The organism is Arthrobacter sp. NPDC093128 (genome assembly GCF_040683875.1).
Taxonomy (GTDB): domain Bacteria; phylum Actinomycetota; class Actinomycetes; order Actinomycetales; family Micrococcaceae; genus Arthrobacter.
Genome location: NZ_JBFBEY010000043.1, coordinates 1 through 21109 on the forward strand (window position 1 = coordinate 1; position 21109 = coordinate 21109).

Annotated in this window: 17 protein-coding genes, 1 pseudogene and 1 riboswitch; of the genes and pseudogenes, 11 read left to right on the top strand and 7 right to left on the bottom strand. The window is 65.2% G+C overall.

Annotated features, from left to right (window positions below):
• The 4 genes from AB0N24_RS26370 to eda form a co-directional block, all read left to right on the top strand.
• Window positions 1–663, top strand: a 663-nt coding sequence (locus AB0N24_RS26370; RefSeq protein WP_364131242.1) for an enolase C-terminal domain-like protein, incomplete at its 5' end; no start/stop codon positions are given.
• 47 nt (window positions 664–710) lie between these two features.
• A complete protein-coding gene (locus AB0N24_RS26375) occupies window positions 711–1637 on the top strand; it encodes a PfkB family carbohydrate kinase (protein WP_364131281.1) in 927 nt (308 codons plus the stop codon).
• Window positions 1638–1708: 71 nt separating this feature from the next.
• The gene (locus AB0N24_RS26380) at window positions 1709–3094 is read left to right on the top strand and encodes a mannitol dehydrogenase family protein (RefSeq protein WP_364131245.1); all 1386 of its coding nucleotides are present in this window, start codon (window positions 1709–1711) and stop codon (window positions 3092–3094) included.
• Window positions 3087–3722: a bifunctional 4-hydroxy-2-oxoglutarate aldolase/2-dehydro-3-deoxy-phosphogluconate aldolase gene (eda, locus tag AB0N24_RS26385; RefSeq protein ID WP_364131248.1), complete on the top strand. Its 636-nt coding sequence runs from the start codon at window positions 3087–3089 to the stop codon at window positions 3720–3722. The genes AB0N24_RS26380 and eda overlap by 8 nt, the downstream gene beginning before the upstream one ends.
• Window positions 3723–3753: 31 nt before the next feature.
• On the opposite strand, the gene AB0N24_RS26390 is transcribed toward eda, so the two are convergent.
• The 3 genes and pseudogenes from AB0N24_RS26390 to AB0N24_RS26400 form a co-directional block, all read right to left on the bottom strand.
• Window positions 3754–4239: a GNAT family N-acetyltransferase gene (locus AB0N24_RS26390; protein WP_364131251.1), complete on the bottom strand. Its 486-nt coding sequence runs from the start codon at window positions 4237–4239 to the stop codon at window positions 3754–3756.
• A 62-nt stretch (window positions 4240–4301) separates the two neighbouring features.
• Window positions 4302–4723, bottom strand: a pseudogene (gene arfB / locus AB0N24_RS26395) (alternative ribosome rescue aminoacyl-tRNA hydrolase ArfB).
• A 61-nt stretch (window positions 4724–4784) separates the two neighbouring features.
• On the bottom strand, window positions 4785–5477 hold the full coding sequence (locus tag AB0N24_RS26400) for a TetR/AcrR family transcriptional regulator C-terminal domain-containing protein (protein WP_364131253.1): 693 nt from the start codon (window positions 5475–5477) through the stop codon (window positions 4785–4787).
• Window positions 5478–5582: 105 nt separating this feature from the next.
• On the opposite strand from AB0N24_RS26400, the gene AB0N24_RS26405 reads away from it, so the two are divergent.
• The 3 genes from AB0N24_RS26405 (at window position 5583) to AB0N24_RS26415 (ending at window position 9038) form a co-directional block, all read left to right on the top strand.
• A complete protein-coding gene (locus tag AB0N24_RS26405; protein ID WP_364131255.1) occupies window positions 5583–6617 on the top strand; it encodes an NAD(P)-dependent alcohol dehydrogenase in 1035 nt (344 codons plus the stop codon).
• Between the two features lie 77 nt (window positions 6618–6694).
• Complete coding sequence (locus AB0N24_RS26410) at window positions 6695–7219, top strand: alpha/beta fold hydrolase (protein WP_364131257.1); 525 nt, start codon at window positions 6695–6697, stop codon at window positions 7217–7219.
• Window positions 7220–7553: 334 nt separating this feature from the next.
• The gene (locus AB0N24_RS26415; RefSeq protein ID WP_364131259.1) at window positions 7554–9038 is read left to right on the top strand and encodes an NCS1 family nucleobase:cation symporter-1; all 1485 of its coding nucleotides are present in this window, start codon (window positions 7554–7556) and stop codon (window positions 9036–9038) included.
• A 102-nt stretch (window positions 9039–9140) separates the two neighbouring features.
• On the opposite strand, the gene AB0N24_RS26420 is transcribed toward AB0N24_RS26415, so the two are convergent.
• From AB0N24_RS26420 to speB, 4 genes are all read right to left on the bottom strand, one after another.
• Window positions 9141–10436, bottom strand: coding sequence for a D-arabinono-1,4-lactone oxidase (locus AB0N24_RS26420; RefSeq protein ID WP_364131261.1), 1296 nt, complete (start codon window positions 10434–10436; stop codon window positions 9141–9143).
• A gap of 28 nt (window positions 10437–10464) precedes the next feature.
• The gene (locus AB0N24_RS26425; RefSeq protein ID WP_364131263.1) at window positions 10465–11994 is read right to left on the bottom strand and encodes an aminobutyraldehyde dehydrogenase; all 1530 of its coding nucleotides are present in this window, start codon (window positions 11992–11994) and stop codon (window positions 10465–10467) included.
• Window positions 11995–12103: 109 nt separating this feature from the next.
• Window positions 12104–13561, bottom strand: a complete 1458-nt coding sequence (locus AB0N24_RS26430) for a cytosine permease (RefSeq protein ID WP_364131266.1) — start codon at window positions 13559–13561, stop codon at window positions 12104–12106.
• Window positions 13558–14562, bottom strand: coding sequence for an agmatinase (gene speB, locus AB0N24_RS26435; protein WP_364131268.1), 1005 nt, complete (start codon window positions 14560–14562; stop codon window positions 13558–13560). The genes AB0N24_RS26430 and speB overlap by 4 nt, the downstream gene beginning before the upstream one ends.
• Window positions 14563–14796: 234 nt before the next feature.
• On the opposite strand from speB, the gene AB0N24_RS26440 reads away from it, so the two are divergent.
• The 4 genes from AB0N24_RS26440 to gcvH form a co-directional block, all read left to right on the top strand.
• A complete protein-coding gene (locus AB0N24_RS26440) occupies window positions 14797–16290 on the top strand; it encodes a PucR family transcriptional regulator (protein WP_364131270.1) in 1494 nt (497 codons plus the stop codon).
• Between the two features lie 77 nt (window positions 16291–16367).
• Window positions 16368–16466: riboswitch (glycine riboswitch) on the top strand.
• Between the two features lie 145 nt (window positions 16467–16611).
• On the top strand, window positions 16612–19482 hold the full coding sequence (gene gcvP / locus AB0N24_RS26445; protein ID WP_364131272.1) for an aminomethyl-transferring glycine dehydrogenase: 2871 nt from the start codon (window positions 16612–16614) through the stop codon (window positions 19480–19482).
• Between the two features lie 11 nt (window positions 19483–19493).
• Window positions 19494–20642 (top strand): glycine cleavage system aminomethyltransferase GcvT, encoded by a 1149-nt coding sequence (gcvT, locus tag AB0N24_RS26450; protein WP_364131275.1) that lies wholly within the window; start codon window positions 19494–19496, stop codon window positions 20640–20642.
• 195 nt (window positions 20643–20837) lie between these two features.
• Window positions 20838–21109, top strand: a 272-nt coding sequence (gene gcvH / locus AB0N24_RS26455; protein WP_364131278.1) for a glycine cleavage system protein GcvH, incomplete at its 3' end; no start/stop codon positions are given.

Below are 21109 nucleotides of genomic sequence, written 5' to 3' on the forward strand. Positions count from 1 at the left end.
ACCACGTCGTACCTGGACTTCGCGCCGAAGATGATGGCGCACGTGCGCGAACAGTTCGGCTACGGTGTGCACGTCCTGCACGACGTCCACCACCGTTTGACGCCGATCGAGGCCGGCCGGCTGGGCGCGTCCCTGGAACCGTACCGACCCTTCTGGATTGAGGATCCGACCCCTGCCGAGGACCAGTCCGCCTTCCGCCTGATCCGCCAGCACACCACCACGCCCATCGCCGTGGGCGAGGTGTTCAACTCCATCTGGGACTGCCAGCAGCTGATCACCGAGCGGCTGATCGACTATATCCGGACCTCCGTATCGCATGCCGGCGGCATCACGCACCTGCGGCGGATCTTCTCCCTGGCCGACCTGTACGGAATCCGCTCCGGTTCCCACGGCGCCGGGGATCTCTCGCCGGTCTCGTTCGCCGCGGCCTTGCACGTGGACATGAGCATCCCCAACTTCGGTGTCCAGGAGTACATGGGCCACCGCGACCCCGCCAACGAGGTCTTCAAGGCTTCCTACACCTTCAACGACGGCTACATGCACCCCGGGGATTCTCCCGGGCTCGGCGTGGAATTCAACGAGGAGGCCGCCGCGGCCTTCCCGTTCGAACCCAAGTACCTGCCCATCAACCGCCGCCTGGACGGATCTGTGCACGACTGGTGAACGACGCAACGCAAAGGAACCCCAGCCAGCCGTTCGACGTCGTCGTGATGGGTGAAATCCTGCTGGAGGTGGCCACCGACCTCCCCTTCGGCCACGGTGTTCCGGCTCAGCTGGGCATCTCCGGCGACGCCCTCAACGTCGCCGCTGCCGCCGCGGCGGCCGGTGCGCGTGTTGGGCTGCTGTCCGTACTGCCCGACGACGAACTCGGCCAGGCGATCGCCGCCAGGATCCGGGAACTCGGCATTTTCCCTGACCTGTTGAAGTTCAGGAAGGGGCAGCAAGGGGTATATCTGGTGCACTCCGACCCGGAGGGTCAGCGAGAGTTCTCCTACGCCCGCACGGGAAGCGTGGGCTTCACTCTTTCCGCGGAGGACGTTGACGCCGCGGTCTTCTCAACAGCCAAGGCGGTGATCGCCGGCGGGATCGCGTGCGCGATCTCACCTTCCTCCCGGGCCGCGGTCCTCAAGGCGTCGGCACTGTCCCGCCGCTTCATTTTCGATCCCAACTTCCGGCCGCGGCTCACGTCTGTGGAGGAGGCGACGGCGGTCCTCACCGACCTGGCGCCCCGGACCTTCCTGGTCACCCCGTCCTTCCCCGGGGAAACCTCCGCCCTGTTGGACTGCACCACGCCGGAGGAGGCTGCGGCCAAGCTCCGCGCCCTCGGGGCGGCAAACGTGGCCGTGACCTGTGGGGCAGACGGAATCCAGCTGGAGGGCGATCAGCTCTCATCCTGGGTCGAGGCCGTCCGGGCGCCGTCGGTGGTGGACCAGACCGGAGCGGGTGACGCCTTCGTCGGCACCCTGACCGCCCGGATGGTCCTCGGCGACAGCCTGCCCGTAGCAGCCAGGTACGGTGCGGCCGCCGCGTCGCTGGTGGTCGGCGGCAAGGGCGGCACCGGGCTGATCCCTACCTTCGAACAAACCAGAGCCCACGCCCACCGGGCCGCTGAAGGAGAACTGACATCGCACGCCTAAGCAACGCCACACTTGCGACGCTCGGAACCCGGCAGCCCCTGCTGCCCCGCGAGGCCCTGCGTCCCGGAATCGTGCATCTTGGACTGGGGGCCTTTGCCCGCGCCCACACGGCAGTGTTGACCGAAAACGCCATGCGGTCCTCCGGCGATCTCAATTGGGGGATCACCGGCGTGACCCAGCGGTCGGACACGGTGGCGCGCCAGCTGGCGCCCCAGGACGGTCTCTTCACCGTCACCGAACGGGGAAGCGGCGCCGCGCCGGTCAGAGTCGTGTCGAGCATCGTCGAAGCTCTCTCCGGACGGGACTACCCTGACACAGTGACGGAGCGCATTGCCGCCTCGTCGACGTCGGTGGTCACGTTGACCGTCACGGAGAAGGGCTACCGGATCGATCCGCGCACGGGGACGCTCAACACCGCCGATGACCAGGTACAGGCCGACCTGGCGGGACAGGCGCCGCAGACCTCCATCGGACAGATCGCCCGGGGAATCCAGCGTCGCGCCCGCGCCGACGCCGGACCCCTCACTGTGGTCTCGTGCGACAACCTTCCAGGCAACGGTGAGCTCACCCGGAAGCTCGTGCACGCCTTCGCCGCCGCCTTGCCCGCCAAGGAAGCCGATCCGCTGCTGTCCTGGCTTGCGGCGAACGTGTCCTTCCCGAGCACGATGGTGGACCGGATGGTGCCGGCAACCACGGCGGGTGACCTTGACGCCGTCGAACGCGAACTGGGCCTCCGGGACGAGGCTGCCGTGGTGGCCGAACCGTTCCTGCAGTGGGTGATCGAGGACAACTTCACTTCGCGCCGCCCCCGCTGGGAAGACGCCGGGGCGCTCTTCAGCGCCGACGTTGCCGCCTGGGAAGCGGCCAAACTGCGCCTGCTCAACGCCAGCCATTCCATGCTGGCGTACCTGGGGCTCGCAACGGGAAAGGCCACCATCAGCGACACCGTGGGGGAGGACGCGTTCCGTACCGCGTGCAGCCGCATGATGGCGGAGGAGGCCCTCCCCACGATCAGCCTTCCCGCCGGGATGGACGGCACAAGGTACTGCGCGCAGGTGCTCAGCCGTTTCGCAAATCCCGCGCTGGGACACACTACGGACAAAGTGGGAAGCGACGGGTCGCAGAAAGTCGGGCTGCGGCTGTTAACCACGGTCCGCGGGAGCCTGGACGCCGGCCGCGAGCCCCGGTGGGCCGCCCTGGCTGTGGCGGCCTGGATGCACCGCGTTGCCTCCACCCCCGCAGCGGAGCTGAACGATCCACTCGCGCAGGACCTCAACGACCTACTGCCGGCTACCCGCACAGCGGCAACCGTGGTCCCGGCGATCCTTGGCTGCCGCAGCATCTTCGACGGCGGACTGGCAGCACACCAGGGGTTCGCCGACCTCCTCATCCACTGGTACCGCATCATCGACACCCACGGGCTGGACGGCCTGAGAAATGAGATCAACCATGGCTGATGCCACCAGCCTCCTGCGCGTTTCACCCGTCATACCGGTCGTGACCATCGATGACCCCCGCCGCGCTGTTCCCGTTGCCCGGGCACTGGCCGAAGGCGGCGTCGGCATCATCGAGCTCACCCTGCGGACGGAGAACGCCCTCACCTCGCTCAAACGCATTGCCGACGAGGTGCCGGACATCATCGTTGGTGCAGGTACCGTCCTCACTCCGGCCCAGGCCGATGCCGCCGTGGCCGCCGGAGCCCAGTTCCTGGTCAGCCCCGGCGTAACCCCGTCCCTGCTCGGCCATATGCTGACGCTCGGCGTGCCCATCCTGCCGGGTGTTGCCACCGTAGGCGAGGTCATGCAGGTCCTGGAGAGCGGGCTGACCGCCATGAAGTTCTTCCCTGCCGGACCAGCGGGCGGCCCGGACTACGTCGCCGCAATCGGCGCACCCATCCCGCAGGTGCAGTTCTGCCCGACAGGTGGCGTCAGCCTCAGCTCTGCACCGGCATACCTCGCGTTGCCGAATGTCTCCTGCGTGGGCGGCAGCTGGCTCACACCACGTGGCGCCGTCGAAAACGAGGACTGGCAGCAGATCACCAGGCTCGCGCGGGAAGCTGCTGGACTAACGGCGGCTCTGGACTGACGACGGCGGTGGCGGGACGCTGACTATTGGGTCAGTCTTTTGCTCCGAGACGGAGTTCCATGAAAACGCTGTTTGGATCGAGGGCGTAGCCGGCAAAGGGTGGGCATTCGGTGAATCCGTTGCGGGCATACAGGCGCCGTGCGGGAGCGAAATACTCCTCGGTTCCCGTCTCAAGATAGATGCGCCCGTAGTTCCGGCTCCGGGCTTCGTCCAGGATGTGCCTGAGCACGAGGGTGGCGACGCCGCGCCCGCGCGCGCCGGCTGTGGTGCGCATGGACTTGATTTCGCCGAACGTCTCGGAGCTGTGCGGGGAATGGAGTATTTTCAGCGCACCACACCCCAGGAGTTCGCCTTCCTCGCGGGCGGTCCAGAAAGTAATCGACGGTCCGGACAGCGCTGAAGGGTCCAGCGCGTGCACACTTTCGGCCGGCGAGGTCGCGAACATGTCCGCCAGGTGCTCGCTCAGGAGTTGGTGGACGTCCCCGCGTGCGGGGTCATCGTGGGCTATGTGAATCATCGCCTCAAATTTACTGGTCCAACCAGCTGATGCGAAAGTCTGGCGGCGGGCACCGGACGGCGCTACTCGGCGGACGGCCGTTGTCGTTGCCTTTTCGTCGCAGCACGCTGTTCTTTTGCGGCCAGGCGACGGCGGTTCGAGCCCCGGGTGGGTTTGGTTGGCCGCCGGGGCGCTGCTTCGGGAGCAAGAGCATCTGCCACGAGAACGGCGAGCTTGGCCAGGGCGATTTCGCGATTGCGCAGCTGGGAGCGCTGCTCGGAGGCGGTCACGGTAATTACCCCGGCGATGAGTCGCCGTCCGAGGCGCGTGAGCAGCATCAGCCGTTGGCCGTCCGAAAGCGCCGCGGAGTCGCCGACGTTCCACGAAAGTTCGACGCGGCTGTCCGAGGTGTTGACGTGTTACCGCCTGGCCCGGACGAACGCGAGAACCGCCAGCCGAGTTCCGACGCGGGAATCGTGAGGGCAGGCGACACTTCCAGATCCATGCAACCAGCGTTGCATGACATGGCGGGGATTCCCTACCCCACCGGTTCACCAACTGCGCTGCTATTGCTTCGGGTCTGAGCCACTGGCTTCAATCGACCGGCTAAGGCCGTCAAGAATGAGGTTCAGCCCGAAGCCGAACTCATCCCCGAAGTCGTAGCCTGGCTTGAGGACGTGTTCCATGGCGATCTCCACCATGTGTGGGTATTCGCCGGTCGAGAAACGCTCAAGGATCGGCGTCGTGATCTCGGCGGCGGTGTCCCGGCCGTCAAAGGGCAGGGCGGCTTCCTGGAGGGCGAAACCGTAGATGTAGCTGTCGAGCAGGGCGTAGGCGTGGGCTGTCAGCTGAACAGTAAAGCCCGCTGCCCTTAGTGTGCCCAGTGTTGCGTCGTGATGGCGCAGTGTCGCCGCGCCCGGGGAGGTGCGGCTTTCGAGCAGCCCGACCGCCCACGGGTGGCGTTTGAGCGCTTCGCGCATCCCGTGCGCCCTCCGGGTCATTTCCTCCCGCCAGTCGCCCGCGGGGGAAGGCAGTTCGACTTCGCAGAAAACGAGGTCCACGATGCCGTCCAGGATCTCGTCCTTGTTGGCCACGTAGTAGTAGAGCGACATGGGCTTGGTGCCCATTCGCTGGGCCAGCGAGCGGATGGTGAGCGCGGCGATTCCCGACTCGTCGGCGAGGGCCAAGGCACATTCGAGCACTCTCTCCTGGCTGAGCGGAACTCGCTTTTGGGGGACTGGCGGCGTAGTGGTCGGCACTGAAACTCCTTGGCCATAGCGGCTTAGTACATTGTACGATACTCTCTTTGGTACAGCGTACGACTGCGTGGGCTGCCTACTCCAAAATGTTTGAAAGGAACGGCCATGACCTCTGGTCAGGAAGCTCAGGAGACTCCTCGTTCGGGCGGCCCGGAAGCGCCGGAGGTGCTCATGCGGGCCATCGTGCAGGAGGCCTACGGCTCCGCCGACGTCCTGCACATGGCCAGGATTCCCAAGCCGACCATTGCAGATGACGAAGTACTGGTCCGGGTCCACGCGGCAGGGCTTGACCGGGGGACCTGGCATGTCACCACGGGCTTGCCCTACGCCCTGCGTCTGGCCTACGGCATCCGCGCCCCCAAAAACCCTGTTCCGGGGCTGGATTTGGCCGGCACAGTAACGGCCGTTGGGGCCGCCGTCAGCCGGTTCGCCGCCGGGGACCAGGTCTTCGGTGTCGGGAAGGGCCCCTTCGCCGAGTATGCCCGTGCCCGGGAAAGCCAGCTCGCCCGTAAACCGGCGAACATCAGTTTCGAACAGGCCTCGGTGGTCCCGGTGTCCGCCTGCACCGCCCTGCAGGCTCTCCGGGCCGCCGGACAAGTAACGCCAGGGCAAAAGGTGCTGGTCCTTGGCGCCTCAGGCGGGGTGGGCAGCTACGCCGTGCAGCTCGCGAAAGCGGCCGGGGCCGTGGTCACCGGCGTCTGCAGTACCGCCAAGATGGACCTGGTGCGCGCCCTTGGCGCCGACCACGTCATCGACTACACCAGGCAGGACTTCGCCGACGGGGCCGAACACTACGACCTGATCCTGGACATCGCCGGCAACCCCACCCTGTCACGCCTCCGCCGGGCGCTCACCCCCACCGGCACGGCCGTCATCACGGGTGGCGAGGAAGGCGGGTCCTGGACCGGCAGCATGGACAGGCAGTTGCGTGCACTGGCCCTGTCCCCGTTCATCCGTCAGCGGCTGACCATGGTGCTTGGCACAGAAGGTTCAGCGGACCTCGAACACCTCGCCGGGCTCCTGGAAGAGGGAACCCTTGTCCCTGCCATCGACCGCACTTACCCGCTGGAGCGGGTGCCCGACGCAATGCGCTATTTCGACGCCGGCAAGGCCCGCGGGAAAATCGCGATCACCATCTGAGCAGACACCCCACTTTGAAGACATCAGCGTGCGCTGCACCACAGCGGCCAAAGCACCCCACCGGTTACAGTGCACAGATGAAGATAGCTTTGGCCGCTGACGGCGCCGAGTTGGCCTGGGCCGAGGAGGGCGCGGGCGAGCCTCTGCTCCTTAATGCCGGCCAGGCCACAGGAATGACGGGATGGGGGCCCACCGCGGAAGCACTGGCGCAGCATTTCCGCGTGATCCGCTTCGATCACCGTGGGATCGGTCGCAGCAGCAGGGGCAACGCCGACCGTTACACCACGAAGTCGTTTGCGGCCAACGCGATCGCTGTCCTTCAGGCGGCAGGCGTCGACGCCGCTCACGTCTATGGCCATTCGATGGGGGGCCGGGTCGCCCAATGGGTCGCCATCGATCACCCCCACCGGGTGCGTGCCCTTGTACTTGCCGCAACCAGCGGAGGCAAGGGCCTGCGCGCAGGGCGGAACGACGCCGCCATGGCGGCGCTGCTGAGCGGCGATTTCGATCGTATGGTCCCACTCTTTTTTGATCCGGAGTGGGCACATCGGCACCCCGCCGAAACGCGTACCTTCAGCACATCCGCCGCTCCACCCTCGTGAGGGTTCCCGGTGCACGTCACGGCCTGCATCTCGATCATCCGGAAACTGCCACGTGGATCCGGCAGTTCATCTCAGCCAAAGCCCGCGCGGGCAGCCTCAGTCCTGGATGATTTCGTAACTGCGGGTGGGGTCCCGAAGCGGCGGCGCTTGCCCTGAGCCCCTGCCTGGCGACTCGAGATTGTCCGGCCATCCCCAGGAGGATCGCGTGCCCGGGCGGTCTGTTTCCCCACCGCCAAGCTGAGTATATTGGCACCAGTGGATGCCCCGCGGATACCATGCCGGCAGGAGCTTCCACCTTAGGTTCAGCGTGTGAACGTTTGGGAAGCGAGGACAGATGTCTCACGCCATTCCGCAGGGGGCCAGCCCGCGTCTGTACAACGAGGACCTGGCACCGGCCGAACACCGCACATGGGGTTTTTATTCGCTGTTTGCGATGTGGATGTCGGACATTCACTCGCTCGGCGGGTATACATTTGCCGCTGGCCTCTTCGCGTTGGGCCTCGGTGCGTGGCAGGTGTTCCTTGCGCTGGTGGCAGGGATCGTCATCGTTTTTGTCCTGATGAACTTCTCCGGATATGCGGGCCAGAAGACCGGCGTTCCCTACCCGGTCCTCGCCAGGGTTTCGTTTGGAACTTTCGGCGCCAACCTGCCCGCCCTGCTTCGTGCCCTCGTCGCGATCGCCTGGTATGGCATCCAGACATGGCTGGCCTCCCGCGCTGTCATCATCATCGCCCTCAAGATCTGGCCTGACCTTCGAGGCCTGACTGAGAACAATTTCCTCGGCGAGTCCACTCTGGGCTGGCTGGCGTTCGTCTTGATGTGGTCGCTCCAGCTTCTTTTGCTTCGAAACGGTATGGAGACCATCCGGAGGTTCCAGGACTGGGCCGGTCCGGCCGTCTGGGCAGTGATGGGCCTGCTGGTCGTTTACATCCTGATCAATGCAGGTTGGAATATTTCCCTCGACCTGCCCGGCGGACGTGCCGAGTGGGGAGTCACACACGCCTTTTTCGCCGCCGTGGCCCTGACGGTGACGTACTTCTCCACCCTGATGCTCAACTTCTGCGACTTTTCCCGATTCGCGCCGTCCCGCAAAGCAGTGCGCACGGCGAACCTGTGGGGGCTTCCAGTCAATTTCATCGCATTCTCCGTGGTCTCCGTCGTTGTCACCGCCGGAACCTTCAAGGTGTACGGGGAGTACATCTACGACCCGGTAGCGATCGTTGGGCGGATCGACAACATCTGGGCGCTCCTGCTGGGCGCAGTCACCTTCGCTGTCGCAACGCTGGGAATAAACGTCGTGGCAAACTTCGTCTCGCCGGCCTACGACCTCGCGAATGTCTGGCCCTCACGGATCGATTTCAAGCGCGGCGGCCTGATCGCCGCGATGATCGCACTGATCATTACGCCCTGGAACCTGTTCAGCAGCCCCGTCGTGATCAACCTTTTCCTTGGAGGGCTCGGAGCGCTGCTCGGGCCGCTGTTCGGGATCATCATGGTCGACTACTACGTGCTCCGGAAGCAGCGCGTGCTGGTTCGGGACCTCTTCAGGGAACAGGGGTACTACACGTATACAGGAGGCTGGAACCGGAAAGCGGTCATCTCGTTTCTCGTCTCGGCCGTACCGGCGGTGGTCTTCGCCCTGGTTCCCGTATTCGGCGCCTTCTCGGCGTTCTCCTGGTTCATCGGAGCAATCGGGGCGGCCGCGGTGCACTACGTCATCTCGCGCAACGACACGAGCCTGGCCGAATCCATCACCGCCGCTGCCGCCGAAGAAGCCGACCCGGGCGCACCCTGGACACAGGTTCCGCAGACGCGGTGAGCCAAAGACGGCCGGCGGCTGGGTGCACAGTCCCACGTTAGATCGACGGCCCGTAGGTATGCCCCCGAGCACGGCTCGGGGGCATACACGGGGAGTGCTGATTTAGCCTACAAGGGCACGGGTGTGGTCGTTGAGGAAGATTCCGCGGGGGTCGAACTCGCGGCGGATTTGGATGAAGGTGTCAAGTTCCGGGTAGAGACGTTCCAGGCGGTTCCTGGTCATGAAGTGGATCTTGCCCCAGTGCGCACGCGGCTCGAATTCCTGTAGCAGCGCGTCAGCCTCACGGAAGAAGGGCCAGTAGTCGGTTCCGGGCCTGGTGGTCAGGGTGATGACGGTGCTGTCGCGCCCTTGGAACTGTGACATGTAGGCGTCGTCGGCCTTCACCCAGCGGACCTCGACAGGGTATTTCTGGTCCGGGTGCCTCGTGCGGATCAGGTCCTGGATGGCTTCCACGGCGGCCAGGCCATCCTCGCGGCGTACGAAGTACTCGAGTTCGTGGAACTGCGTGGTGAAGCCGCCGGGATAGATCCGGTACGAACGATCCAGCCGGGCGCCTTCCGTACCTGAAATTTCACTCTCATCCTGAATCTGCGCAACGTTGTATCGCTTGGTGTAGCTGCGGTCCGCCATGCTCTGGCCCGGCGAACCCGGAAGATCCAGAAGTTCGCAGGAATCGTCGTCCGGGCACCAGAGGAACGAGTAATGACGGTTCGCGTTGAGGTCGGACTGCCAACTGGCCGCAGTCTCGGCCCACGTGGGATAGGTGATCTGTTCCTGCAGGTAGTAGCTGTCCTCGACCGCCAGTTCGACTTCCAGGAAGATCCCGAGCGTACCCAGGGCGACCTGGGCGGCCCTGAGTTCGCGGAGCTGCCCTTCGCCGATTTCGACGATTTCGCCGTAGCCGTTGATCAGCTTCACCCAGCGCAGGTTGGAGGAGAAGCTACCCAGTTCCGTTCCGGAGCCATGGGTGCTGGTCGCCAGCGCCCCGGCAATCTGCTGCTTATCGATGTCGCCCTGGTTGCCCAGTGCCAGCCCCTGCTCCCACAGGGGGTCGCCGAAGGCGCTGATGGTGGTACCCGCCAGGGCCCTGGCCCGCCGCCGGTCCTTGTCTGTACCGGTGATGGCCGAGAGCGCCGACATGTCCATCAGGACACCGCCCGTCTGGACCAGCGGGGAGGATGAATGTCCTGAACCGACCGCGCGCACCGGGAGACCTTCGCGGATGGCGAAACGAACGGCGTCGAGCGCTTCCTGTTCAGTCCGCGGCCGGACGGTGAAGGCTGGGGTGGCGCTCTGGTTTCCGCCCCAGTTGGTCCACGTGACCTCCGTCCCGAAGGGAGCGGCGGGAGTGGCCGCGCGTGCCGAGGAAGCATCGCGTGAAACGTTCGTGGTGGTCATAGCTGATCTCCGATGCTCGTCCGGGCGCTCACGCGCTGTGGTTGATCATGACGTGCTTGGTGCGCGAGTAGTCGTCCAGTGCGTAGAGCGAGAGGTCGCGGCCGTAACCGGATCCCTTGAAACCACCCCACGGTACCTCGCAGGCCAGCACCAGGTGCGAATTGACCCAGACGGTGCCGAAATCGAGCTGCTTTGGAACCTTCAGCGACAGGCTCGAGTCCCGGGTCCACACGGAGGCGGACAGGCCATAGGGGCTTTCGTTTGCCCGGGTGACGGCCTCTTCAGTGGAACTGAAGGTCTCGACCGTGACGACGGGGCCGAAGATTTCGTGGGTGGCAATGTGTGCCCCGGTAGGCACGTTGCTGATGACCGTGGGCTCGATGAAGTAGCCGGGGCCTTCCAGGGCAGAACCCCCGATGGCCATGTTCAGTCCGGCAGCCTTGGCCTCGGCCAGGGCTTCCTGCACGCGTTCGAAGTGCGGCTGTGAAATCATGGGACCGATTTCCACGTCGTCGCCCGCCTGCGGGGCTCCTACCACCAGCGTGCTGACTTCGCGCACCAGGTGCTCGGTGAACTCCGCGGCCACTGACTCGTGCACGAGGACGCGGCAGGCCGCGCCGCAGTCCTGGCCGGCATTCCAGAACCCGGCATTGCGCACCCCGGCCGCGGCCGCACGGAGGTCAGCGTCAGGAAACACAACAACCGGAGCCTTGCCGCCGAGCTCCAGATGGACGCGTTTGACCGACCTGGCCGCGGTCTCCGCAACGGCCTGCCCGCTGACGACGCTGCCTGTCAAGGCAACGAGGGCAACGTCAGGATGCTCGGCGAGACGCTGCCCCACGGTCCGGCCTTGCCCGGTCACGACGTTGAGAATTCCGTCGGGAATGCGTCCGGCCAGGAGTTCCGCGAGCTTCAGGGTGGACAGCGGTGTCTGCTCGGAAGGCTTCAGGACAATGCTGTTTCCTGCAGCCAGGATGGGCGCGATCTTCCAGGCGGCCATCAGCAGCGGGTAGTTCCACGGGGTGATGACGCCGACGACGCCCACGGGTTCCCGGAGGATGACCGAGGTGTGCCCGGTTGTGTAGTCACCGCCGGCCATGGACGTCAGCGTGCGGGAAGCTCCGGCCATGAAGCGGAACGTATCAATGGTGCTCGAGACGTCGTCCTCCGCGACGGTTCGCGGTTTGCCCGTGTTGGCTGACTCGATGAGTTCGAAGGCTTCCCGGTTGGCTTCGATGATGTTGGCGATCAGGTTCAGGACCTCGGAGCGTTCCTTCGGGGTGGTGGCGCCCCAGGACTTCTGGGCCGCCACGGCGGCGTCAACAGCAACATCGACATCGGCAGCTGTGCCGGCCTGTACGGACGCGATGACCCGCTCAGTGGTGGGGTCGACGACGTCGATGAGTTGGGCGGAGGACCCTGGGACAAACGATCCGCCAATGAAATGCCCGCCGGGCGGCAGAGGGAGCGGAAGTACGCCTGCAGGGCTGTGATCCTCGGGGCCGTGATCTGCGGGGGAGCGTCGGACAGTGAACTGTTCGGTGTGGGTGAGTGTCATGGTGTTTCGCCTTTGCTTTCTGCGCCGGTCGCGGCGCCGGGGGTGTTTGTGGGGTTCGGGGGTAAGCCCGTGTGTGTGTGGGGGTCCGGGGGCGTTGGCCCGCGGCGCGTCAACTCAGTTCAGTTGCGAATGCGGGGGTCTGAAAGGGGGCGGCATCCGGGTTCTTTCGGAACAGGCGGGCCGCGAAGTAGTACAGCGGGGCAACAACCGCCAGTCCGACGATCCAGGAGATGTCCACGCCGCCCATCGCCGCGGCCAGTGGGCCCGTGTAGATCGCCGTTGCGGAGAACGGCACCTGAATCAGGGCGCCTGCTATGTAGGAGCCGATGGCGACCCAATTGAACCGTCCGTACACTCCGCCGTCGCGCTTGAAGAAGTCTTCCACCCTGTAATCGCCGTGCCGGAGAAGGTAGTAGTCCACCAGGTTGATGGCCGTCCAGGGAACCAGCACGTACATCAGGAAGGAGAGGAAGTTCGTGTAGAAGAGGATGAAGTTGTCGCGGGCGAACAGTGCGATCAGGACGGCGAGTGTGAAGAGGATCAGGGCCGCAACGCTTCGGGTCTTGGCGTGGGGCAACCAGTTCGGCTTGAACGTCTGGCCAATGGTGAGGCTGCACAGAACGCCGCAGTAAAGATTCATGGCGTTCGACGCCGCAACCCCGAGGCAGAAGATTCCGATGACAATCATGGTCCAGGGCTGGAGAAACGCTCCCAGGCTGCCGACGATTTCGACATTGCCGGCGTCGTTGCTCAATGTCGCGGCGAGGGTCCCCACCAGGGCGCCTAGGATCATGGGGAACAAGGTGCCCAGGACGCAGCCTGAGTAGGACGCCCAGAAGGCCGGGGCCGAGCCGGTGCCCTGCGGCATGTAGCGGGAGTAGTCCGAGACGTAGGGTGCGTAGGCGAGCTGCCACAGGGCGGATACGGAGATGGTGCCCATGAAGCCCACCCAGTTGAAGTTCCCCTGGTCCAGGAAGCTGGCCGGCAGTCCCTGGACGAACAGGATCCAGGCGAAGGCCAGGAGCAGCGCTACACCGGCCACGACGCTCAGGATGCGTGCATAGGCGTGAATGAGCCGGTAGCCGAAAATCGTGGCAATCACGCTGACGACGCCGATGATGATGATGCCTGCGTCAACACTGATGCCCGGGTTGACTGCGGCCATTGCTTCGCCGCCGAAGACGAGGTTCGCCGCGAAAAACCCGACGTACATGATCACCACAATGACAACGATCAGCAGCGCCCCGTACGAACCGAACTGGCCGCGGGTCTGGATCATCTGCGCCACGCCCAGTTGCGGGCCTTGGGCGGAATGCAGGGCCATGAAGATGCCACCGATGACGTTCCCAATGATGATCCCCACGATCGCGGGCACAAAGTGGAGGCCGAACACCGTGGTGGCGAGGCCGCCGGTCACGATGGTCATGATCATGATGTTGGAACCGAACCAGATGGTGAAGAGGTCCCGGGCTTTCCCGTGGCGTTCGTCCGCCGGGATGGGCTGGATGGTCTTGTCCTCGAGCCGGGGTACCTCGGCCGAGGCGACGGGAGTTGTTCGAGTGCTCATGATGCGTTCCAGGATGCTGCTTGCAGTTCACGGACGGTGTTCGATTCGGCCTTGCTGCGGTTCACCATGAGGGCGAGCAGGTCGAAGACGAGGGTGGCGGCGGCGACTGTGGTGATGTCTGCATGGTCGTAGGCCGGAGCGACCTCGACGACGTCGGCACCCACGATGTTGATGCCGTTCAGCCCGCGGAGAAGGGCAAGGAGTTCGCGGGAGTGGAGCCCGCCCATCTCGGGGGTGCCGGTGCCCGGTGCGTAGGCCGGGTCCAGGACGTCGATGTCGATGGAGACGTAGACGGGGGTGTCGCCGAGCCTCTCCCTGACCTGTTGGATGGCTGCCGGGACGCCGATGACGTCCAAGTCCGAGCAGCGGATGATCTGGAAGCCGAACTCGTGGTCGCGGAGGAAGTCGTTGCGGTCGTAGACCGGCCCGCGGATGCCGACGTGCATGGACTTGTCTTCCACCAGGAGCCCTTCCTCGAATGCCCGGCGGAAGATGGTCCCGTGGGTGACCGGCTGGTCGAAGTAGGTGTCCCACGTGTCCAGGTGGGCGTCGAAGTGCAGCAAAGCCACCGGTCCGTGGACCGTGTTCAATGCCCGCAGCATCGGGAGGGCAATGGTGTGGTCGCCACCGATGGAAATGAGCTTCTTGTCTTCGCTGATCAGGGGCAGCGCCTGTTCTTCGATTTCGCGGACCGCCCGTGTGATGTCGTAGGGGGTGCAGGCGATGTCGCCGGCGTCTACAACCTGGACTTCGTAGACCGGCTCGACGTCGAGTTCGGGGTGGTAGCCGGGGCGAAGGAGGCGGGAGGCTTCGCGGACTGCGGCGGGACCGAAACGGGCGCCGGGCCGGAAGGAGGTCCCGCCGTCGAACGGTACACCGACGATCGCAATGTCGTAGTCCGGAACGCGGTCGATCTGGGGAAGCCTGGCGAACGTGCCGAGGCCTGCATACCGGGGCACTTTTGTTGCGTCGACGGGGCCGATGGGCTTGTGCGTTGTCATGCCTGGATCCTTCGGTTGCTGTGCTGCCGGGCGGTGACGCCGGCGGCGGTTCGGGGGAGGTGTTGGTTGCTCGCCGTTGAGCGGGAAGGTTGAACGGGAAGTAAGTAATCCAATTCTTGGTGACGCGCGTCACGGCGTATAGCGGTAGATTGACTACAAATGGCCGAGGCTCTTATACATATGTCTATAAGCCTGTAGCAGGGCCGGAAACCAAGGATCTGGGAGCGCAATTCCATGGCGATTACAGTGGCCGAGCTCGTGGCGGAACCCCAGCTGGGACTCACGCTGCTGGCGGGGTCCGCAGGCAGTGGCAACCGGATCACGTGGGCCCACACGTCCGACTTGCCGAGGCTGTGGGAATGGGTCACCGGCGGCGAGCTGATGATGACCAACGGACTCTCCATCCCGGCCGATGCTGCCGGGCAGGTTGCGCTCGCCGAAGCGCTGGTGGATGCGGGCGCCAGTGCCCTCGCCATCGGAGAGAAGATGCACGCGCCGGAGCTGGTGCCGGAGTTCCTCGCCGCTTGTGAGCGGCTGCCGCTGCCGCTGATCAACGTGCCCTACCCGCTGCCGTTCATCGCCATCGCGCGAACGGTGGCTGAATCCTCCCTGCTGGAGGAATCGCGGCGGCTGCGACAGACCGCCCGGATCTACGACCTGCTCCGCACCGCCGGAGCATCCGAAGACCACATGCAAGGCCTCCTTGTGGGCCTCGCGGCTGAACTCGATGCAGAGCTGTTCGTCGTGGACAGGCGCTGCCTTCATCCGTGGCATCCGGACGGCCAGCCGCTGCCGGACTTCCTGCAGGCGGAATTGGCCCGGCTGACCGGGCGAATATCCCTGGCCGGGAAGAAGTTCCAGTGGCATCGGCTTCGCGACAGGCATGTGTTGATGATGGATATCCCCACGCACGCCAATGCGCTCCTGGTGGTGCTCCCCAACGGCGAACCGCACCCGGACGCCGTCGTGCTGCTGCATGCGGCAACGGTGCTGGGTCTGGAACTTTCGCGAAAAGTCCTGTCCCTGGAAGGCCTGCACCGCCTGGCGAGCGAATTCCTGCTGCAGGCGGTGGACGGCCGCCTGGGAACGGCGGAACTGGAAAGCCGGCTCACGGCCTTTGGTGTTCCGGCGAACGATTTCCTGATGGTTTCGATAGCGGCCGACGACGGCGAGCGGCTGGCGGACGTCCACGTCGAACTGTGGCGCCACGGCTTCCCAGCCGCTTGCCTGCGGCGCTTCAACACTCTTCATGTGGCGGTGTCCGCGGCGGTGACCGACGATATTCTGGTCCACTGCACTGGTCCCGGGGTCCGGATCGGCATCAGCTCGCCGGCCTCTGCGCCCGGCATCCAGCGTGCGTTGCAGGAGTCGCTGTGGGCACTCGGTGCGGCCAAGGGCAACGCCCTGAAGCTGTCCCGGTACGCGGAAGGTCCCTCCTGGCTGGGGCTCACGAGCTTCGAGGAAGGGACCGCGCTGGTGGAACGGCTGCTGGGCCCGATCTTCGCGTACGAACAGAGCCAGGAAGGTGACCTCATCGTGACGTTGAGGACGTACCTGGACACCCAGAGATCGTGGCAAAAGACCGCGGCGGCACTGTTCGCGCACCGGCAAACCGTCATCTACCGCATCCGGAAAATCAGCGAGTTGACGGGCCTGGACATGACCGAAACGTCCACGTTGGCCCAGCTTTGGTTTGCGCTTCAAATCCATGAGGCCATGCACAACTAGATGGCGGTCCTCTTGCGCGGGCCGAAAGAACCCGCTACTCTGTGAACCGCGTCACTTCCGAGTGGCGCACACGCTTTTGATCTGCGGCGGGAGAGTCCTGCCGGTACATCCAGTCAGGCGCCGTAGGAGCAAATCCTCCCCAGGAATCTCTCAGGCCCATGTACCGCCGCGGCGAGGCAACTCTGGAAAGCAGTCCGGGTAACCGGGCTCACCGACGGTGCAAGCGGAACAATGTGAGAACAAGTTCTGCGGAATCTCTCAGGTCCCATACAGAGCGGGGAGGAACCCACATCATCGCGGCGCTCACAGGGCGCCTGAATCATGGAGTTCCTCTTGACTGTTCAATCAACCCCCACCGCCTTCGCGGACCGGCACATCGGCGCCCGGCGCCAGGCCGACGTTGACACCATGCTCAAGGCCATCGGCTACGACTCTATTGACGGCCTGGTGGACGTCGCGGTCCCCGATTCCATCCGTCAGGAGTCTGCGCTGACGTTGCCGGGCGGCTCGGCGGCGCTCAGCGAGGTCGAGGTCCTGGCCGAGCTTCGCCGGCTCGCGTCCAAGAACAAGACTGCAGTGCAGATGATCGGCCAGGGCTACTACGGCACCCTCACGCCGCCGGTCATCCGCCGCAACATCCTCGAAGCCCCGGCCTGGTACACGGCCTACACCCCTTACCAGCCGGAGATTTCCCAGGGCCGGCTCGAAGCCCTCCTGAACTTCCAGACCATGGTGCAGGACCTGACGGCCCTACCCGTGGCCAACGCGTCCCTGCTGGACGAGGCCACGGCAGTTGCCGAGGCCGTGCTGCTGATGCGCCGCGCCAACAAGAACAAGGAAGCCCGCGACGGCAAGACCGTGCTGGATGCCGACTGCCTCCCGCAGACCATCGCGATCGTTAGGGGCCGTGCTGAGGCACTTGGCTTCGAGGTCGAGATCGCCGACCTCTCCACGGGACTGCCCGACGGCGTCATCAACGGCCTCGTCCTGCAGCAGCCCGGCGTCTCGGGCCGCGTCTGGGACCAGTCGGCTGTCATTGCAGAAGCCAAGGGCCGCGGTGCGCTCATTACCGTCGCCGCCGATCTCCTGGCCCTGACCCTCATCACGCCTCCGGGGGAGCAGGGTGCCGATATCGCCGTCGGAACAGCGCAGCGCCTGGGCGTGCCGCTGTTCTTCGGCGGCCCGCACGCCGCGTACATGGCTGTCCGGGAAGGCATGGAGCGCACGCTTCCCGGCCGCATCGTCGGCGTCTCCAAGGACAACGCGGGAGTGCCCGCCTACCGGCTTGCCCTGCAGACCCGTGAGCAGCACATCCGCCGCGAGAAGGCCACGTCCAACATCTGCACGGCACAGGCGCTGCTGGCCATTGTCTCCTCGATGTACGCCGTCTACCACGGCCCCGAAGGCCTGAAGGCGATCGCCGAAACGGTCCATGGCCACGCCCGTACCCTCGCCACCGCGCTCAAGACGGCCGGCCGAGAGCTCGTTTCCGACTCCTTCTTCGACACCCTCACCGTCCGCGTCCCCGGGAAGGCAGGCAAGGTCATCACCGCCGCCGAAGCGCGCGGCATCAACCTGCGCGTCATCGATGCCGACACCGTCGGGGTTTCCATTGACGAGACGACGACGCCGGAGGTCCTCTCTGAGGTTGCCGTCGCCTTCGGCGCCGGTCCGGTGGGCGCCGCGTCCCGGTTCGAACTGCCTGCCTCCGTTGTCCGCACGACCGATTTCCTGCAGCACCCGGTCTTCAACACGCACCGTTCCGAAACGCAGCTGTTGCGCTACATCCGCAAGCTGTCCGACCGTGACCTCGCGCTGGACCGGACCATGATCCCGCTGGGCTCGTGCACCATGAAGCTGAACGCCACGGCCGAGATGGAAGCCATTTCCTGGCCGGAGTTCGCCTCGATCCACCCGTTCGCGCCGGAGTCCCAAACAGCGGGCTGGCGCGAATTGATTGAAGGTCTGGAAGCTGACCTGACCGAGATCACCGGCTACGACCAGGTGTCCATCCAGCCCAACGCCGGCTCCCAGGGCGAGCTTGCCGGCCTGCTGGCCATCCGCGGCTACCACCTGTCCCGCGGCGACTCCCATCGCGACATCTGCCTGATCCCGGCGTCGGCGCACGGCACCAACGCGGCCTCGGCCGTCCTGGCCGGCATGAAGGTTGTTGTGGTGTCCACGGCCGCCGACGGCACCATCGACCACGCGGACCTGAACGCCAAGATCGAGCTGCACAAGGACGCACTGTCCGCGATCATGATCACCTACCCGTCCACCCACGGCGTGTACGACGCCGACGTCAGGGAAGTCTGCGACGCCATCCACGCAGCCGGCGGACAGGTGTATGTGGACGGCGCCAACCTCAACGCGCTCGTCGGCCTGGCCCAGCCCGGCAAGTTCGGCGGCGACGTGTCCCACCTGAACCTGCACAAGACCTTCTGCATCCCGCACGGCGGCGGCGGCCCGGGCGTGGGCCCGGTCGCAGCCAAGGCGCACCTGGCCCCGTTCATGCCCGGTGATGCCAACAGCGTTTCTTCGACAGGGACGGGTGTTGCAATCTCGGCGTCGCGGTACGGTTCTGCGGGTGTGCTGCCGATTTCGTGGGCCTACGTGAAGTTGATGGGCGGCCAGGGACTGACCGAAGCCACCAAGTCCGCGCTGCTCGCAGCCAATTATGTAGCCTCACGGTTGGATGAGCACTTCCCCGTCCTGTACACCGGCGAAGGCGGCCTTGTGGCGCACGAGTGCATCCTGGACCTCCGCGAATTGACGGCTCGCACGGGTGTTACCGCCGAGGACGTGGCCAAGCGCCTGATCGACTTCGGCTTCCATGCCCCCACCCTGGCCTTCCCGGTGGCCGGCACCCTGATGGTGGAGCCCACCGAGTCCGAGGATCTGGCGGAGATCGACCGCTTTATCGAGGCCATGATCACCATCCGTGCCGAGATCGAGCAAGTCGCTGACGGCGATTTCACTGTGGAGAACTCGCCGCTGCGCAACGCGCCGCACACGGCTGCCGCCGTCGTGAGTTCTGATTGGGAACGGGCGTACCCGCGTGAGCAGGCCGCCTTCCCGGTCCACCATCTGAAGCAGGACAAGTACTTCCCTCCGGTGGGCCGCGTTGACGGCGCTGCCGGCGACCGCAACCTCGTGTGCTCCTGCCCGCCCATCGAAGACTTCGAAATCTAAGGAAGCCTCCCATGTCTGAGAATTACACCGCTCTCTACGAGCAGCACAAGAAGGCCGGCGCTTCCTTCACGGACTTCGGCGGCTGGCAGATGCCCCTGAAGTACGAATCGGAACTGGCCGAGCACCATGCCGTCCGCAACGCTGCTGGCCTGTTCGACCTCTCCCACATGGGCGAAGTCTGGGTCAGCGGTCCGGACGCTGCAGCGTTCCTTGACTACGCACTGGTCGGCAAGCTATCGGCGATTGCTGTTGGCAAGGCCAAGTACTCGCTGATCTGCAATGCCGACGGCGGCATCATCGACGACCTCATTTCGTACCGCCGCGCTGAGGACAAGTTCCTTGTGGTCCCCAATGCGGGCAACGCCAAAGTTGTGGCGGCGGCACTGACCGAGCGGGCTGGTTCTGCCCAAGACGGCGACTTCGACGTCGTCGTTGAGGACGTCTCCGCCGAGACCTCGCTGATCGCTGTGCAGGGCCCCAACGCGGAGGCCATCCTCTTGTCCCTCGTCCCGGCCGGGCAGCACGCACTGGTCACTGACCTGAAGTACTACGCGGCCCTTGAGGTAGGCATCACCGTCAACGGCGCTGTGCAGGACCTGCTCCTGGCCCGCACCGGCTACACCGGCGAGGACGGATTCGAGATCTACATCCCGAACGTGGATGCGGCAGGGCTCTGGGAAGCGCTGCTGGAAGTCGGCGCAAGCCATGGACTCATCCCCGCCGGCCTTGCCGCCCGCGACTCCCTTCGCCTGGAAGCCGGCATGCCGCTCTACGGCAACGAGCTCTCCCGCTACGTCAACGCCTACGCCGCAGGCCTGGGCCCGGTTGTCTCCCTCGCCAAGGAAAGCAACTTCGTCGGCAGGGAAGCACTGACGGCCATCAAGGCTGCCGGCGTCGGAACCACCGTCGGCCAGAAGCTGGTCGGGCTCAAAGGCACGGGCCGCCGGGCCGCACGGGCACACTACCCCGTCCTGAAGGACGGCATGCTCATCGGCGAAGTGACCTCGGGCCAGCCGAGTCCGACGCTGGGGTACCCGGTCGCCCTGGCTTATGTCGACGTCGAGTACGCCGAAGTTGGCACAATCGTCGACGTCGACCTGCGCGGGAAGCCGGAGCCCTTCGAAGTTGTCGCACTGCCTTTCTACAAGCGCCAAAAATAGCCAGCGGGTCCCGTCGGGGCCGGCATCCTCTGCGTGCTCGCTCATTCCTCGCTTAGACGCACGCTGCCGGATGCCGGACCCCGACGGGACGTGCACCGGAACCAGCGCTTTCGAAAGCCAAAGGTGCTGGAGGATGAGCCGCCTGCCGGTGGTTGAACCTGTCGAAACCAAACACAAACTCTAAGGATTGAAAAGATGAGCAAAGTAGTTGCTGAACTGAAGTATTCGGCTGAGCATGAGTGGGTTGCCTCGGATGGGGCTGGGACTGTGGGGATCGGGATCTCCGCGGTTGCTGCGGATGCCCTGGGCGACATCGTGTACGTGGACCTGCCCGAGGTCGGGGCTGCGGTGACCGCGGGGGAGACCTGCGGCGAGGTGGAGTCCACCAAGTCCGTTTCGGATTTGTACTCCCCGGTGACCGGCGAGGTCACGGAGATCAACCCCGCCGTCGTCGACGATCCGGCCCT